The sequence below is a fragment of the Haemophilus sp. THUN1692 genome (assembly GCF_059704395.1).
Window position 1 is genome coordinate 603,210 of sequence record NZ_AP046579.1, and the last position, 13,706, is coordinate 616,915.

At 38.3% G+C, this 13,706-nt stretch carries 15 protein-coding genes; 7 read left to right on the top strand and 8 right to left on the bottom strand.

Annotation, left to right across the window (positions count from 1 at the left end; translation table 11 throughout):
* Window positions 1-51 precede the first annotated feature (51 nt).
* The 3 genes from tnpA to ribH all read right to left on the bottom strand — a co-directional run bounded on the left by tnpA (window position 52) and on the right by ribH (window position 1,615).
* On the bottom strand, window positions 52-516 hold the full coding sequence (gene tnpA / locus AC6H0A_RS02815) for an IS200/IS605 family transposase (RefSeq protein ID WP_005639541.1): 465 nt from the start codon (window positions 514-516) through the stop codon (window positions 52-54).
* A 187-nt stretch (window positions 517-703) separates the two neighbouring features.
* Entirely contained in the window at window positions 704-1,138 is a 435-nt protein-coding gene (gene nusB, locus AC6H0A_RS02820) for a transcription antitermination factor NusB (protein ID WP_005642135.1), read from the bottom strand.
* Window positions 1,139-1,141: 3 nt separating this feature from the next.
* Window positions 1,142-1,615 carry a 6,7-dimethyl-8-ribityllumazine synthase gene (ribH, locus tag AC6H0A_RS02825; RefSeq protein WP_005642134.1) on the bottom strand — a complete coding sequence of 158 codons (474 nt, stop codon included), beginning with the start codon at window positions 1,613-1,615 and terminating at the stop codon, window positions 1,142-1,144.
* A gap of 226 nt (window positions 1,616-1,841) precedes the next feature.
* On the opposite strand from ribH, the gene asnS reads away from it, so the two are divergent.
* Together asnS and can are read left to right on the top strand one after the other, a co-directional pair.
* Window positions 1,842-3,245, top strand: coding sequence for an asparagine--tRNA ligase (asnS, locus tag AC6H0A_RS02830; RefSeq protein ID WP_005642131.1), 1,404 nt, complete (start codon window positions 1,842-1,844; stop codon window positions 3,243-3,245).
* A gap of 75 nt (window positions 3,246-3,320) precedes the next feature.
* A complete protein-coding gene (gene can, locus AC6H0A_RS02835) occupies window positions 3,321-4,010 on the top strand; it encodes a carbonate dehydratase (RefSeq protein WP_005637849.1) in 690 nt (229 codons plus the stop codon).
* A gap of 27 nt (window positions 4,011-4,037) precedes the next feature.
* Here the strand turns inward: can and AC6H0A_RS02840 are convergent, their stop codons facing one another.
* From AC6H0A_RS02840 to AC6H0A_RS02855, 4 genes are all read right to left on the bottom strand, one after another.
* Window positions 4,038-5,981, bottom strand: a complete 1,944-nt coding sequence (locus AC6H0A_RS02840) for an ABC transporter ATP-binding protein (protein ID WP_070046996.1) — start codon at window positions 5,979-5,981, stop codon at window positions 4,038-4,040.
* A gap of 93 nt (window positions 5,982-6,074) precedes the next feature.
* Entirely contained in the window at window positions 6,075-7,460 is a 1,386-nt protein-coding gene (locus tag AC6H0A_RS02845; RefSeq protein WP_005642126.1) for an anti-phage deoxyguanosine triphosphatase, read from the bottom strand.
* A 75-nt stretch (window positions 7,461-7,535) separates the two neighbouring features.
* Window positions 7,536-8,231: a CidB/LrgB family autolysis modulator gene (locus AC6H0A_RS02850; RefSeq protein WP_005631777.1), complete on the bottom strand. Its 696-nt coding sequence runs from the start codon at window positions 8,229-8,231 to the stop codon at window positions 7,536-7,538.
* Window positions 8,232-8,251: 20 nt separating this feature from the next.
* On the bottom strand, window positions 8,252-8,683 hold the full coding sequence (locus tag AC6H0A_RS02855) for a CidA/LrgA family protein (RefSeq protein WP_005642124.1): 432 nt from the start codon (window positions 8,681-8,683) through the stop codon (window positions 8,252-8,254).
* Between the two features lie 118 nt (window positions 8,684-8,801).
* Between AC6H0A_RS02855 and AC6H0A_RS02860 the strand changes: the two genes are divergently transcribed.
* Genes AC6H0A_RS02860 through queF form a run of 5 tightly spaced genes read left to right on the top strand, consistent with a single transcriptional unit; the run spans window position 8,802 to window position 12,532 of the window.
* Window positions 8,802-9,296 carry a thermonuclease family protein gene (locus AC6H0A_RS02860; protein WP_044232984.1) on the top strand — a complete coding sequence of 165 codons (495 nt, stop codon included), beginning with the start codon at window positions 8,802-8,804 and terminating at the stop codon, window positions 9,294-9,296.
* On the top strand, window positions 9,286-10,485 hold the full coding sequence (locus AC6H0A_RS02865; RefSeq protein ID WP_005642120.1) for a cysteine desulfurase: 1,200 nt from the start codon (window positions 9,286-9,288) through the stop codon (window positions 10,483-10,485). Before AC6H0A_RS02860 ends, AC6H0A_RS02865 begins: the two co-directional genes overlap by 11 nt.
* Complete coding sequence (locus tag AC6H0A_RS02870) at window positions 10,482-10,862, top strand: SufE family protein (protein WP_005642118.1); 381 nt, start codon at window positions 10,482-10,484, stop codon at window positions 10,860-10,862. Before AC6H0A_RS02865 ends, AC6H0A_RS02870 begins: the two co-directional genes overlap by 4 nt.
* On the top strand, window positions 10,853-11,638 hold the full coding sequence (locus AC6H0A_RS02875; protein ID WP_179230968.1) for a Zn-ribbon-containing protein: 786 nt from the start codon (window positions 10,853-10,855) through the stop codon (window positions 11,636-11,638). The genes AC6H0A_RS02870 and AC6H0A_RS02875 overlap by 10 nt, the downstream gene beginning before the upstream one ends.
* A 54-nt stretch (window positions 11,639-11,692) precedes the next feature.
* Window positions 11,693-12,532, top strand: a complete 840-nt coding sequence (queF, locus tag AC6H0A_RS02880) for an NADPH-dependent 7-cyano-7-deazaguanine reductase QueF (protein ID WP_044232982.1) — start codon at window positions 11,693-11,695, stop codon at window positions 12,530-12,532.
* Window positions 12,533-12,567: 35 nt separating this feature from the next.
* On the opposite strand, the gene tyrA is transcribed toward queF, so the two are convergent.
* Window positions 12,568-13,692: a bifunctional chorismate mutase/prephenate dehydrogenase gene (gene tyrA / locus AC6H0A_RS02885; protein ID WP_497512388.1), complete on the bottom strand. Its 1,125-nt coding sequence runs from the start codon at window positions 13,690-13,692 to the stop codon at window positions 12,568-12,570.
* Window positions 13,693-13,706: the final 14 nt, after the last annotated feature.

Sequence of the window (13,706 nt, forward strand, 5' to 3'; positions counted from 1 at the left end):
CCCCTCAAGGGGCTTGTGAGAACTGACAACTGCGTCTAATTATTTCCTTGATTACCCCTTAAAGGGGTCAACATGTTCTTTCGTTGATAAATTATCTTGAACCATATCTTCTTTTTCTTGGTTTCTTATATAATCCTCTACCACTTTTGTATTTAACCCTACTGTGCTTACAAAAAATCCTTTCGCCCAGAAATGCCTATTTCCATATCTATATTTTAAGTTCGCGTGTCTTTCAAAAATCATCAGCGCTGACTTCCCCTTCAGATAGCCCATAAAACCTGATACTGATATTTTAGCTGGGATTTTTAAGAGCATATGGATATGGTCTGGCATTGCATGCGCTTCTATTATCTCCACATTTTTATAGTCACATAACTGCCTCAATATTTGACCTATATCTGCTCTTAACTTTCCATAAATTGCTTTTCTTCTATACTTCGGGATAAATACAATGTGATACTTACAGTTCCATTTTGTGTGTGATAGACTTGAATCGTCACTGGTTTTACTTACCATGATAATCCTCCTATATGTTGAATTTTGGTTGTCAGCCTTGTTCATTATATAGCGAGGATTTTTTCTGTTCATCGCTTAAGCTATTTGGCTCCATACGCATAGCGTATGGTTTTTATAGCTAGACTTTTGGTCTGGCTATAAGAAAAGGCACGCGTTAAAAACGCGCGCCATTTTCAGTTTAAAAGGATTATTTACGCCCTAATGCTGGTGCAATTTTATCAAGTACGCCATTGATATATTTATGGCTTTCATCTGCACCGAATACTTTTGCTACTTCAATCGCTTCATTGATAACCACTTTATATGGCACATCTAATTCAAAGCGTAATTCATAAACAGCCAAACGTAAAATTGCAGTTTCAATAGTATCAAGTTCATCAAAAGCGCGGTCAATATAAGGCAAAATTGAAAAATCAACAGTTTCAATATTTTCTACTGTTTGACGAAATAATTTACGGAAGTAAGGTTTATCTACCCCATCCATATCTTGATCTAACACAAAGGCTAATTCAACTTGTTCTGCAGTATTGCCAGATACCGCCCAAGAATACAATGCTTGAACGGTACATTCACGCGCACGACGACGAGCAGAAGGCTTTTTCACTTGTTTTTGTTCTGTCATGATTTATGCCGCATCAATTTGTTGAATAAGATTAACCATTTCAAGTGCGGTTAAGGCTGCTTCTGCACCTTTATTACCCGCTTTAGTACCAGCACGTTCAATCGCCTGTTCAATATTTTCTGTGGTTAATACCCCAAAAGCGACAGGGATTTCAGCATCTATTGCAACCTTTCCTAAACCGCTGCTTGCTTCCCCTGCTACATATTCAAAATGCGCAGTACCACCACGGATAACTGTACCTAATGCCACAATCGCATCAAATTTTTTACTTTCTGCTAAACGACGCGCAACTAATGGCAACTCATACGCACCCGGGGCACGCACGATAGTGATATTTTCATCTTTCACTTGGCCGATACGTTTTAATGCATCAATTGCACCTTCTAATAAACTTTCATTAATAAAACTGTTAAAACGAGCAATTGCTACTGCAACTTTTGCATTAGGTGCTGCGACTGAGCCTTCTAAAACTTTCATATTTTTTCCTATTATTAGCCATAATGATTTTGGCCCGAGATTTTAGCATAAAATCGCGTATATTCAATATTAATAAGGCTTTACCCTATTTTATTTAGGACTCATTTTTAAGGCTATTTTATTGTTCATAACCCGCACCAACACTATATTTTTATGGAAAATTTCCTTCATTAAGGTAAACTATCGGCAATTTTATGTGAATTACATTCAGTTACAGAGGTTTAATATGTCTAAAGTGGCATCAATTGTTGATGTATTACAAGGGAAAGTGGTGATTGGTGAAACCGTCACTGTGCGTGGTTGGGTACGTACCCGTCGCGATTCTAAAGCTGGCTTATCTTTCTTAGCGGTTTATGACGGTTCTTGCTTTGATCCAATTCAAGCGATTATTAATAACGATATTGAAAATTACGAAAGCGAAATTTTACGTTTAACAACAGGCTGTTCTGTAATTGTAACGGGTAAAGTCGTTGAATCACCTGCAGAAGGACAAGCGGTTGAATTACAAACAGAAAAAGTGGAAGTGACAGGGTTTGTTGAAGATCCAGATACTTACCCAATGGCAGCAAAACGCCACTCTATTGAATATTTACGCGAAGTGGCTCACTTACGCCCTCGTACCAATATTATTGGTGCAGTTGCACGTGTTCGCCATTGCTTATCTCAAGCAATTCACCGTTTCTTCCATGAGCAAGGTTTCTATTGGGTGGCAACCCCATTAATTACTGCATCAGATACTGAAGGTGCGGGTGAAATGTTCCGTGTTTCTACACTTGATTTAGAAAATCTTCCACGTAGTGAAAATGGAAAAGTAGATTTCAGCCAAGATTTCTTCGGAAAAGAATCATTTTTAACGGTTTCAGGTCAGTTAAACGGCGAAACCTATGCTTGTGCATTAAGCAAAATTTATACTTTTGGCCCAACATTCCGCGCAGAAAACTCAAATACCACCCGCCACTTAGCTGAATTCTGGATGGTTGAACCTGAAGTTGCATTTGCAACTTTAGCGGATAACGCAAAACTTGCAGAAGATATGTTGAAATACGTATTCCGTGCAGTATTGGCTGAGCGCAAAGATGACTTACTATTCTTTGAAAAACATGTAGATAAAGATGTTATTACGCGTCTAGAAAACTTTGTGAACTCGGATTTCGCGCAAATTGACTATACTGATGCTATTGATGTGTTATTAAAATCGGGTAAGAAATTTGAATTCCCTGTTTCTTGGGGTATCGATCTTTCTTCTGAACACGAACGTTTCTTGGCGGAAGAATATTTTAAATCACCAGTTGTGGTGAAAAACTATCCAAAAGACATTAAAGCATTCTATATGCGTTTAAATGATGATGGAAAAACTGTGGCAGCAATGGACGTATTAGCACCAGGAATTGGGGAAATTATTGGTGGTTCACAACGTGAAGAACGTTTAGATGTACTTGATAAACGTATGGAAGAAATGGGATTAAATCCAGATGATTATTGGTGGTATCGCGATCTTCGTAAATACGGTAGCGTTCCACATTCTGGTTTTGGTCTTGGTTTTGAACGCTTAATCGTCTATGTAACTGGCGTGCAAAACATTCGTGATGTAATTCCATTCCCACGCGCGCCAAGAAATGCGAATTTCTAATTTAATTTAAGGTTAATATTGACCGCACTTACGCCAAAGTGCGGTCAATTTTTTCAGAATTTTAAGGAAAGTAAAATGGATAAAATTAAACAACTCTTTGCCAACAATTACAGTTGGGCGCAAAGAATGAAGGAAGAAAATTCAACTTACTTCAAAGAACTTGCGGATCATCAAACGCCACATTACCTTTGGATTGGTTGCTCTGATAGCCGTGTACCCGCAGAAAAATTGACAAATCTTGAACCAGGCGAACTTTTTGTACATCGTAATGTCGCTAACCAAGTAATTCACACAGATTTTAATTGCCTTTCTGTTGTGCAATATGCCGTCGATGTGCTTAAAATTGAACATATTATTATCTGTGGCCACACCAACTGCGGGGGGATTCATGCCGCTATGGCTGATAAAGATTTAGGGCTTATCAACAACTGGCTTCTTCATATTCGTGATATTTGGTTTAAACACGGTCATCTTCTCGGTAAACTTTCCCCAGAAAAACGTGCCGATATGCTAACGAAAATTAACGTAGCGGAACAGGTTTACAATCTAGGGCGTACATCAATTGTAAAAAGTGCTTGGGAACGCGGACAAAAACTCTCATTACACGGCTGGGTATATGATGTAAATGATGGATTTTTAGTGGATCAAGGCGTAATGGCAACCAGTAGAGAAACCTTAGAAATTTCTTACCGTAACGCTATCTCCCGTTTATCAACACTTGATGAAGAAAGCATTTTGAAAAAAGATCATCTTGAAAATATCTAAAGAAAACGCCCTTTCGGGCGTTATTTTTTAAGCTTTACCGTCAGCCAAATTTTTCTTTTCTTCCAATTCTTCCCAGCGTAAAAATGCTGTTTCTAATTCGGCTTCAGTATCCGCCAATGCTTTTAATTTAGCGTCGGTAATATCATGAGCCTGTTGGAAAAATACTGGATCGGCTATTTCAACTTGAAGTGAGGTGATTTTTGTTTCTAATTCTTCCAATAGTTGTGGAAGTTGTTCTAGCTCACGTTGTTCTTTATAAGAGAGTTTCACTGATTTAAGCTTAGAAGTGCGGTCATTTTTTACCGTACTTTCTTCTTTTAGCGCTTCAGTTTTCTTCGCTTTAGTCTGTTCTTCTGCTGCTTTGCTTGCCCAGAAATTGGCTTGTTGCTGTTTCGCATCAAAGAATCCACCTACATACTTATTCAAATGCCCTTCACCTTCGAATAAATAACATTCTGTCGCAGTGTTATCGATAAATTGACGGTCATGGCTCACAATTAACAATGTGCCTTGATAATCAGTCAAAATTTCTTCTAAAAGCTCCAATGTTTCTACATCAAGGTCATTGGTCGGTTCGTCAAGAATCAATAAATTATTTGGCTTGAGTAATAATTTTGCGAGCAATAAACGATTTCGTTCTCCCCCTGATAAGGCTTTAACTGGTGTCATTGCACGTTTTGGCGGGAACAAGAAATCTTGTAAATACCCCAGTACATGGCGTTTTACACCATTGACTTCAATATCTTGTTTACCATCCGCCACATTATCCATTACGGTTTTTTCAGGATCTAAATCAGCTCGATATTGGTCAAAATAAGCAATGTCTAATTTAGTACCACAACGAATTTTGCCTGATGTTGGCTGAATTTCACCCAACAATAATTTAATGAAAGTGGTTTTCCCACAGCCATTTGGCCCAACAAGCGCAATTTTGTCTCCACGTAAAATCGTTGTTGAAAAATCTTTTAACAAGGTTTTTCCTGCGATTTCATAGCTCACATTTTCCATTTCAAAGACAATTTTGCCTGAACGACTTGAGGTGTCTAGCTGTAATTTGGCTGTTCCCATTACTTCACGGCGTTGGCGGCGTTCCTCACGCATCGCTTTTAATGCTCGCACTCGCCCTTCATTTCTTGTACGGCGAGCCTTGATACCTTGGCGAATCCAGACTTCTTCCTGTGCAAGACGTTTATCAAATAATTCATTCTGTAAGGCTTCAACGCGTAGATTTTCTTCTTTCGTGGTTAAATATAAATCGTAATTTCCTGGATAAGACACTAATTGACCGCGATCTAAATCCACAATCCGAGTTGCCATTTTTTGAATAAAAGAACGGTCATGGGAAATATATACAATGCTACCTTGGAAATCCAATAAGAAATTTTCCAACCATTCAATAGCTTCCACATCCAAGTGGTTGGTCGGTTCATCAAGTAATAACACATCAGGATCGCACACCAATGCGCGTGCTAATGCTGCTTTACGCAACCAACCACCCGAAAGTGCGGATAATTTTGTGTTTGGATTTAAGCCTAGTTTTAACAGCACTTCATTGATTTTATTTTCAAATCGCCAGCCATCAGCGTGTTCTAATTTAGCCTGAACTTGCTCTAATTGACTTAAAATTTGATCACTGTAATTTTCTTCCAATTGAACAGAAATATGATGATATTCTTTCAATAAATCCGTTAAATGCCCTACACCTTCCGCGACATAATCAAAAATATTGCCTTGCGCATTACGCGGTGGGTCTTGTTCTAACCGAGAAACCACAAGATCTTTCTCGTATTGAATTTTGCCATCATCCATGAGCACATCGCCTGCAATGATTTTCAATAAAGTTGATTTACCTGCGCCGTTACGCCCAACCAAACAAACGCGTTCATTCGGTTCAATATGTAATTCTGCGTGATCTAACAAAGGTGCATCACTAAAGGAAAGATATCCATTGGTTAAACTAATTAATGCCACAACTGCCCCATAAAAATTCAGTGAAAATTAACCGCACTATTCTATACGGTTTGCATAAAAAATCCCATCAATTCGATGGGATTCTCTCTTAAATCAAAGTTGTTGATATACCCGCAATGCGTGTGCATCCGACATACCTGCAATATAATCGCAAATAATCCGCTTCTTACCTTCTTCTGGTGCATTACGCCAACGATTTGCAGTATTTCGCGGTAATAAACGCTCTGGGTCTGATTCAAAAATCTGGAACATTTCTGTCAACATTCTCTGCCCTTTATATTCGATTCGTTGAGTATTCACATTGCGAATAACATAATCCCAAACGAATTTTTTAAATACACCAAGTGCAGCAATCACTTCAGGTGGCAACTCTGCGTTATAACGTAACAAAGGTTCATCAAAATTTGCCGTTAATTTCCACCGCACATTGGTAATAAAGAAATTTACCAATGCGCCAATCGCTTGTTTGCGCTCAAAATGTTTATCAGAGAAAAGTCGTTGGCTAATTGAATCAATATGTTCATGCAACCAAGCTGACGGAATTTGTTTTAATGCGGAATGTGCCGCTTGCCATTGATGAGGATTTACCACGCCAGTTACAATAGCATCCTCTAAATCATGCACGCCATAGGCAATATCATCTGCCAATTCCATAATACTGCAATCCAGCGATTTAAACCGAGTATGTAAAGATTCAGCTGGATTTTCCCGCACTTTTTTAAATTGACAGAATAAAGTGCGGTCATTTTCAGAAAGATTTTCCAGCAACCAATTAAACATTTTTAAATCATCGCGGAAAATGCCTTTTCCTGGAATCCAATCGTGAATACGCACAAAACGCGGATCAATATTGCGAGAAAAATTAAGTTCTGAATACTGAGGCGAGGCAACATCTAACAACGCGGGATATTTCACTACACCCAACAGTGTTCTACGCGTTAGATTCATCCCTGCATTTTCAGTATAAGGCTCAAGTTTCGTTAAAATTCTAAAGGTTTGTGCATTGCCTTCAAAACCTCCCTGCTCTGCCATCATATAATTTAATGCCGTTTCGCCACCGTGCCCAAAAGGTGGATGTCCTATATCATGCGCAAAACACAAACTTTCAATAAGATCATTACTCGGCAATAAAAGTTTCAACTGCTTTTGTAATTCGTTTTTATCAATATTTAATGTTTGCGAAAGGCTTTCAAAGGTTTCTAAAAATTTAAGCTGTGCAACGAGACTACTGCCAATCTGTGCGACTTCCAAAGAATGAGTTAAACGGGTACGGTAAAAATCATTTTCACCAATCGCGTGTATTTGAGTTTTCGCTTGTAAGCAACGAAAAGCGGCAGAGTGTAAAATTCGCCCACGATCACGACGAAATGGTGGACGATTATCTTTTTCGCGTGGAGGATCGGGGAGAAAACGTTCTGTCCAAGAAGAATCAATGATAAGTAGTTTCATATCACTTTGTTTTATTTGATTTTTCTGCATTATCTAATCATTTAGCACAAAAACAACCGCACTTTATCTAGAATAAACAAAGTGCAGTTGAATTTTCATTGATATTTAAACAAAGAAATAAATGAGCTTAAATACAAATGGGGCGAGAATAGAACTAATAATCCCACAAAGCACGAGAGAAATAGAACTGTAACTGCCTGCGGTTGGATTGGTTTCCATACAGCTTACTGTGCCAAGTGCGTGGGATACCGCTCCGACAGATAATCCAATCGCTTCTTGATGTTTAACGCGTAATTTTTTCAACACTAAATAACCAAATACAGAGCCTTGCAAGCCTGCAACAACAACCCCAACTGCAGTAACGGCAGGGATTCCCCCTAGATTATGCGAAACTTCCATCGCGATTGGTGTAGTGATTGATTTTGGTAATACCGTCGCCACCATTTCAGGCGATGCGCCAAGTATGAGCGCTAACACCGCCCCGCTTAACATCGAGAAAAAAGAGGCGATCACCACAATAGATAAAATAATCTTCCATTGTTTGGCAATTTGACGAAGTTGTTCATAAAGAGGTAATGCAAGAGCAACGATACTCAAGCCAAGTAGATTATTAATCGGTGCATTTCCTGCCATATAATCATCATAAGGAATCTTGCCTATCACTAAAATCACAACCAAAATTAATACCGTTAAAATAAAAGTATTAAAAATCATTGATTTCCAACGTTTGCTAATTTGTAGTGCGAGCCAAAATCCGAAAATTGTTAAAAATGTATAAAGATAAATAATGTACTGCTGCATATAAAACTTTCCCACTATAATTAAGCTGATTCATTCATTTGTTTCGCTTGGTTCTCACGGCGTTTAGTCACTTTTTTACGCTTGTATGTAAAAGATTGTAAATGGAATAAATGATTCCCTAACAAACCCATGACGACCAAAGTTACGCAAGTGCTGACAACATTAGGAATCAGTAAAATATTCACTTGTTCTATTAATAAATCTGAATATTTAATGATTCCAACACTTACCGGCACAAAAAGCACCGCCATAAAACGAATCAATAAGCTCGCGCCTAAATAAATCCAATCTAAATGAATTAATCGTGTCGTTAAACCTAAAAAGAGCAATAGCAATCCCCAAATACTTCCAGGTACGCCGGCTGGCACATAATGAGCGATAAGATTTCCGAGATATAACATAATGTACAAAATGACCAACGAACGGGCCAATAAAAATGATTTTTGAATCATATACAACCTTTTTTTTCAACTTTTTCATAATGTTTCAAAATTATTTTACGCTTTTTTTTTCTGAATTGACCAGTTTTTTTCGGTAAAATAACCAGACTTAGATCAAGAATCTTGCAAAATGATAAATCGAAAATTGCTATTTGCTATTTTATTACTAATTTTTACCGCACTTTCTGCGTGCTCTAGTGAAGAAAATACTTGCCGTGTCGTTGGCATTAGTGACGGCGATACGCTTACCTGCCTTGCTAAAAATAATCGACAAATCAAAGTGCGATTAGCTGAAATTGATGCGCCAGAGAAAAAACAAGCTTTTGGACAAAAATCTAAAAAAGCGTTGTCCGATATGGTTTATCTCCGTGATGTGCGTCTTTCTTTAAAAGGTCAAGATCGCTATCAACGCACATTGGCGACTGTTTATTATCAAGAGAAAAATATTAATTTAGAAATGGTTAAACAAGGTATGGCATGGGCTTATAAGCAATATTCCCGTGATCCGATTTATCTTCAAGCGCAAGAAAATGCACAAGCCAAACGAATTGGTCTTTGGGCGGACAATAATCCGATTGAACCAAGTCAATGGCGCAGACAAGAGAAAAATCAATATGGCTTTTGATTATCAAATGTTCCGTCAAGAATTTCCCTATTTCCAACGTGAAGATGCGGTTGTTTATTTAGATAACGCTGCCACCGCGTTGAAACCTCAAGTATTAATTGATCGCACCGCTGAATTTTATGCTTTTGCAGGTTCGGTACATCGCAGCCAATATGATGCTGCCCAAACTGCGCAATATGAACAGGCTCGCACACAAGTTAAAGAATGGGTTAATGCTGAAGATAAACGCGCTGTTATTTGGACGTCGGGTACAACTCACGCAATAAACTTAGTGGCAAATGGATTGATGCCACAATTAAACGCAGAAGATGAAATTCTGATTAGCCAAGCAGATCATCATGCTAATTTTGTTACTTGGCACGAAACAGCGAAAAAGTGCGGTGCAAAAATTCGAATTTTACCGATTTTAGATAATTGGCTAATTGATGAAAATGCGCTTATTTCTGCTCTTTCTGAAAAAACCAAACTCGTTGCGCTGAATTTTGTTTCAAATGTCACGGGCACAGAACAGCCGATTAAACGATTAATTCAACTTATTAGAAAACATAGTCATGCGTTGGTTTTAGTGGATGCTGCACAAGCGATTAGTCATATCAAAATTAATTTACAAGATTTAGATGCCGATTTCCTCGCATTTTCTGCCCATAAAATTTATGGTCCAAATGGGCTTGGCGTTTTAACAGGAAAATTAACCACACTTTCTCAACTTCAACCGCTCTTTTTCGGCGGAAAAATGGTTGATCGCATATCAAATGAGCGTATTACTTTTGCCGAATTGCCTTATCGTTTAGAAGCTGGCACACCCAATATTGCTGGAGTTATTGGCTTTAATGCCATACTGGATTGGCTACCAAAATGGGATTTTACCGCAGCAGAACAGCACGCTATATCCTTGGCTGAATCCGTCAAAGTGCGGTTAAAATCTTACGAGAATTGCCGATTATTCAATTCCCCTCAACCAAGCACCGTCGTTTGCTTTGTATTTGAGGGTATTGACTGTTCTGATCTTTCTACACTTTTAAGCGAACAAAATATTGCGCTTCGTGTGGGAGAACATTGTGCCCAGCCTTATTTGGCACGCTTAGGCGAACGTACCACATTACGCCTGTCTTTTGCCCCTTATAATACACAGGAAGATGTAGAGGCATTTTTTACAGCTTTAGATAAAGCATTGGATTTATTACAATGATAGAACAATTAAAACAAGCTAAAAATTGGGAAGATCGCTATCGCCTGATTATTCAAGCTAGCAAAAATTTATCTCGCCCAAGCAATGATGAACTTGCTCAAATGCAACCCATTACTGGCTGCGAAGCACAAATGTGGTTTCAAATTATGCCTAAAAATGACCGCACTTTTCAATTCAACGGATTTAGCGAAGCCAGAATTATGAATGGCTTGCTTTGGATTTTATTCAATAAAATCAATGGTAAAACAGCAGATGAATTGAATAAATTTGATATTACTGTATTTTTTAGCGAACTCGGCATTTCACAACGTTTAAGCGAAACGCGTTTAAACGGCTTAAACCAAATCGGACAGCAATTAAAAAATTTATGTATTTAATCGAAACCTATTTTCGCCTAACTGCGCTCGAAAATAATATTGAATCACAAAGTCGTTTACTCAATGCAGTGATCGATCAATGGCGGTATAACGGGCAAATTATCGGACGTGAAATTCCTTTATATTTAGCAGAAGAAGATGGCACCCAAGGCTTTGCTATGCGCGTCATTTGCCCTGAGCAAGATAGTCTTTTCCCGCAAAATAATAACGCAGAAGTGAATCGAACATTACAAGAAGCCGAAAAGTGCGGTGTAATTTTTGATGGTTTTCAACTTGTGGGCGATGATTTCAATTCAGATCAAACGGCTGAAAATGCATCGCCAGCTTGGCAAGTGCTTTACACAACCCATTTACAAAGTTGCTCACCGATTCATAGCGGAGAAAATTTCGCGCCTATCCCTTTGTATAAACAGTTGAAAAATCAACCGCACTTAAGCCAAGATCTGATTAAATGGCAAGAAAATTGGCAAGCCTGCGATCAACTACAAATGAATGGTGCGATATTAGAACAACAATCTTTGTCAGAAATTTCTGAGCATCAAAGCACGCTTTCAAAACACGGACGCTATTTAACCCAAGAAATAGAAAAAGAAACTGGCATACCGACTTACTATTATTTATATCGTGTAGGTGGGCAATCTTTAGAATCTGAAAAGTCCTGTTTCTGCCCTTCTTGTGGCGAAAACTGGGCGTTAAAAGACGCGATTTTTGATACCTTTCATTTTAAATGCGATACCTGTCGATTAGTTTCGAATCTATCGTGGAATTTTTTGTAATTAATTTATAAAGTGTCAAAATTTGCAAAATTCGAACAACTAATCGGAGAAAAGATGAATTACCAAGACAACAGCTTAAAATCCTTAAAACTCGGTCAAAAAACAGAATACGCCTCTCAATATGACCGCACTTTATTACAGCCTGTGCCACGCGCGTTAAATCGTGATGGATTGGGCATTACTCAAAACCAACCATTTACTATCGGCGCCGATATTTGGACGGCTTATGAAATCTCTTGGCTCAACGAAAAAGGCTTACCACAAGTTGCTATCGCAGACATTTATCTGGATTATCAAAGCCAAAATTTGATTGAGTCAAAAAGTTTTAAACTTTATTTAAATAGCTTCAACCAAAGCAAATTTGCCGACGTCAATGCCGTTCAACAAACTATGCAACGCGATTTAAGCGAATGTGCGCAAAGCGATCTAAAAGTGCGGTTAAATCCAGTGGCAGTTTATGATTCTCAAAAAATTGATCACTTACAAGGTGATTGCATTGATGAACAAGATATTGAAATTACTAGCTACGAATTTAACGCTGATTGGCTGAAAGATTGCGTATCTGATGAAATGGTCGAAGAAAAATTAGTCAGCCATTTGTTAAAATCTAACTGCCTGATTACCAATCAGCCAGACTGGGGAACGTTACATATTCATTATGTTGGTAAAAAAATCGATCACGAAAAATTATTACGTTACGTTGTATCATTCCGTCAACACAATGAATTCCACGAACAATGTGTCGAACGTATTTTTTGCGATTTAATGCACTATGCCAAACCAGAAAAACTCACTGTTTACGCACGCTATACTCGTCGTGGTGGATTAGACATCAACCCATTCCGTTCTAATTTTGAGAATTTACCTGAAAACTTAAGATTAGCGAGACAGTAAAAGAAAACTGCGGTGAGATTTCACCGCACTTTCCCCTACCCTTGCTTCAAATCATTTGCCTGCTGCAATAGCTGACGGCTTTCTTTTAAGAATTGTTCTGAATAATCGCCAAACCAGTCACGCACCTTATGGAAAGCATCAATAAAACCTTGACGATCATTATTTTCAAAGAAAGTTAAGGCTTCTTCGTAAGTTTGTTTTAGTGTTTCAATTACCGCTAAATTTTCTGGCTTATCCATAATAATATCTGCGTAAAGCTCTGCATCTTGCGCAAATAAACGACCGATCATTGCAAGTTCTAAGCGATAAATAGGAGAAGAAAGTGACAATAAATTAGCAAGATTAACGGGCTGTTTTGAAAGGTGTAAACCATTCGCAAAAGTTGAAAAATGGCGCAAAGCTTGTATATAAGTCATACTGTGATCGTGTTCTGTGGCATCGGTTTGATAAACCTTTGCGCCCCAAATTTGAATTTGCTCAAGTAACCATTCGTAACGTTCAGGAAAACGGCCATCACAACGCACAACCACTTGTTTTGCCATACTTGCAATATCTGGCCCAAACATTGGATGTAAACCTAAAACAGCACCAGTATGGATTTCAAGCATTTTCGCTAGCGGTTCACGCTTAACAGAGGTTAAATCTGCAAGTAGCATGTTTTCCGTTAAATAAGGTTTTAAGCGTTCAATTGTTTCTAAGGTGAGATTAATAGGGACGGAAACGATCACTACATCCGCATTCGTTAAAATACTTTCAGCCACCGCCCAATCTTCGCGATCTAAGATAGAAATTGGATAGCCAGATGCACGTAAATAGCGAGCAAATAAACTACCCAATTTACCATACCCACCCACGATAACAATTTTGTGAATATCAGGATTGATGGTTTTAAAGCCAAATTGGTTTTCATTTGCATAGGATTCGCGCATAAAACGGCGTAGAACATCTTCAATCAGATCTGCTGAAATGCCTGCTTTTTCAGCTTCTAAACGTCTCGCTTGGAGCATAGCTATTTCACGCTCTGGCGCATAAATAGGTAATCCATGTTGATGTTTAACTTTACCGACTTGAGAAACCAACTCAAGACGTTTAGCAAAAAGTTGGATAAGTTCGCGATCAAGCGAATCAATTTCAGAACGTAAATCCTTAAGGGCTTCCATAAAACTCACCTGCA

Bases quoted from the DNA above. Each gene is read 5' to 3' on its own strand.
- tnpA (WP_005639541.1), bottom strand. From the start codon at position 516: ATGGTAAGTAAAACCAGTGACGATTCAAGTCTATCACACACAAAATGG.
- nusB (WP_005642135.1), bottom strand. From the start codon at position 1,138: ATGACAGAACAAAAACAAGTGAAAAAGCCTTCTGCTCGTCGTCGTGCG.
- ribH (WP_005642134.1), bottom strand. From the start codon at position 1,615: ATGAAAGTTTTAGAAGGCTCAGTCGCAGCACCTAATGCAAAAGTTGCA.
- asnS (WP_005642131.1), top strand. From the start codon at position 1,842: ATGTCTAAAGTGGCATCAATTGTTGATGTATTACAAGGGAAAGTGGTG.
- can (WP_005637849.1), top strand. From the start codon at position 3,321: ATGGATAAAATTAAACAACTCTTTGCCAACAATTACAGTTGGGCGCAA.
- AC6H0A_RS02845 (WP_005642126.1), bottom strand. From the start codon at position 7,460: ATGCAGAAAAATCAAATAAAACAAAGTGATATGAAACTACTTATCATT.
- AC6H0A_RS02850 (WP_005631777.1), bottom strand. From the start codon at position 8,231: ATGCAGCAGTACATTATTTATCTTTATACATTTTTAACAATTTTCGGA.
- AC6H0A_RS02855 (WP_005642124.1), bottom strand. From the start codon at position 8,683: ATGATTCAAAAATCATTTTTATTGGCCCGTTCGTTGGTCATTTTGTAC.
- AC6H0A_RS02860 (WP_044232984.1), top strand. From the start codon at position 8,802: ATGATAAATCGAAAATTGCTATTTGCTATTTTATTACTAATTTTTACC.
- AC6H0A_RS02865 (WP_005642120.1), top strand. From the start codon at position 9,286: ATGGCTTTTGATTATCAAATGTTCCGTCAAGAATTTCCCTATTTCCAA.
- AC6H0A_RS02870 (WP_005642118.1), top strand. From the start codon at position 10,482: ATGATAGAACAATTAAAACAAGCTAAAAATTGGGAAGATCGCTATCGC.
- AC6H0A_RS02875 (WP_179230968.1), top strand. From the start codon at position 10,853: ATGTATTTAATCGAAACCTATTTTCGCCTAACTGCGCTCGAAAATAAT.
- queF (WP_044232982.1), top strand. From the start codon at position 11,693: ATGAATTACCAAGACAACAGCTTAAAATCCTTAAAACTCGGTCAAAAA.
- tyrA (WP_497512388.1), bottom strand. From the start codon at position 13,692: ATGGAAGCCCTTAAGGATTTACGTTCTGAAATTGATTCGCTTGATCGC.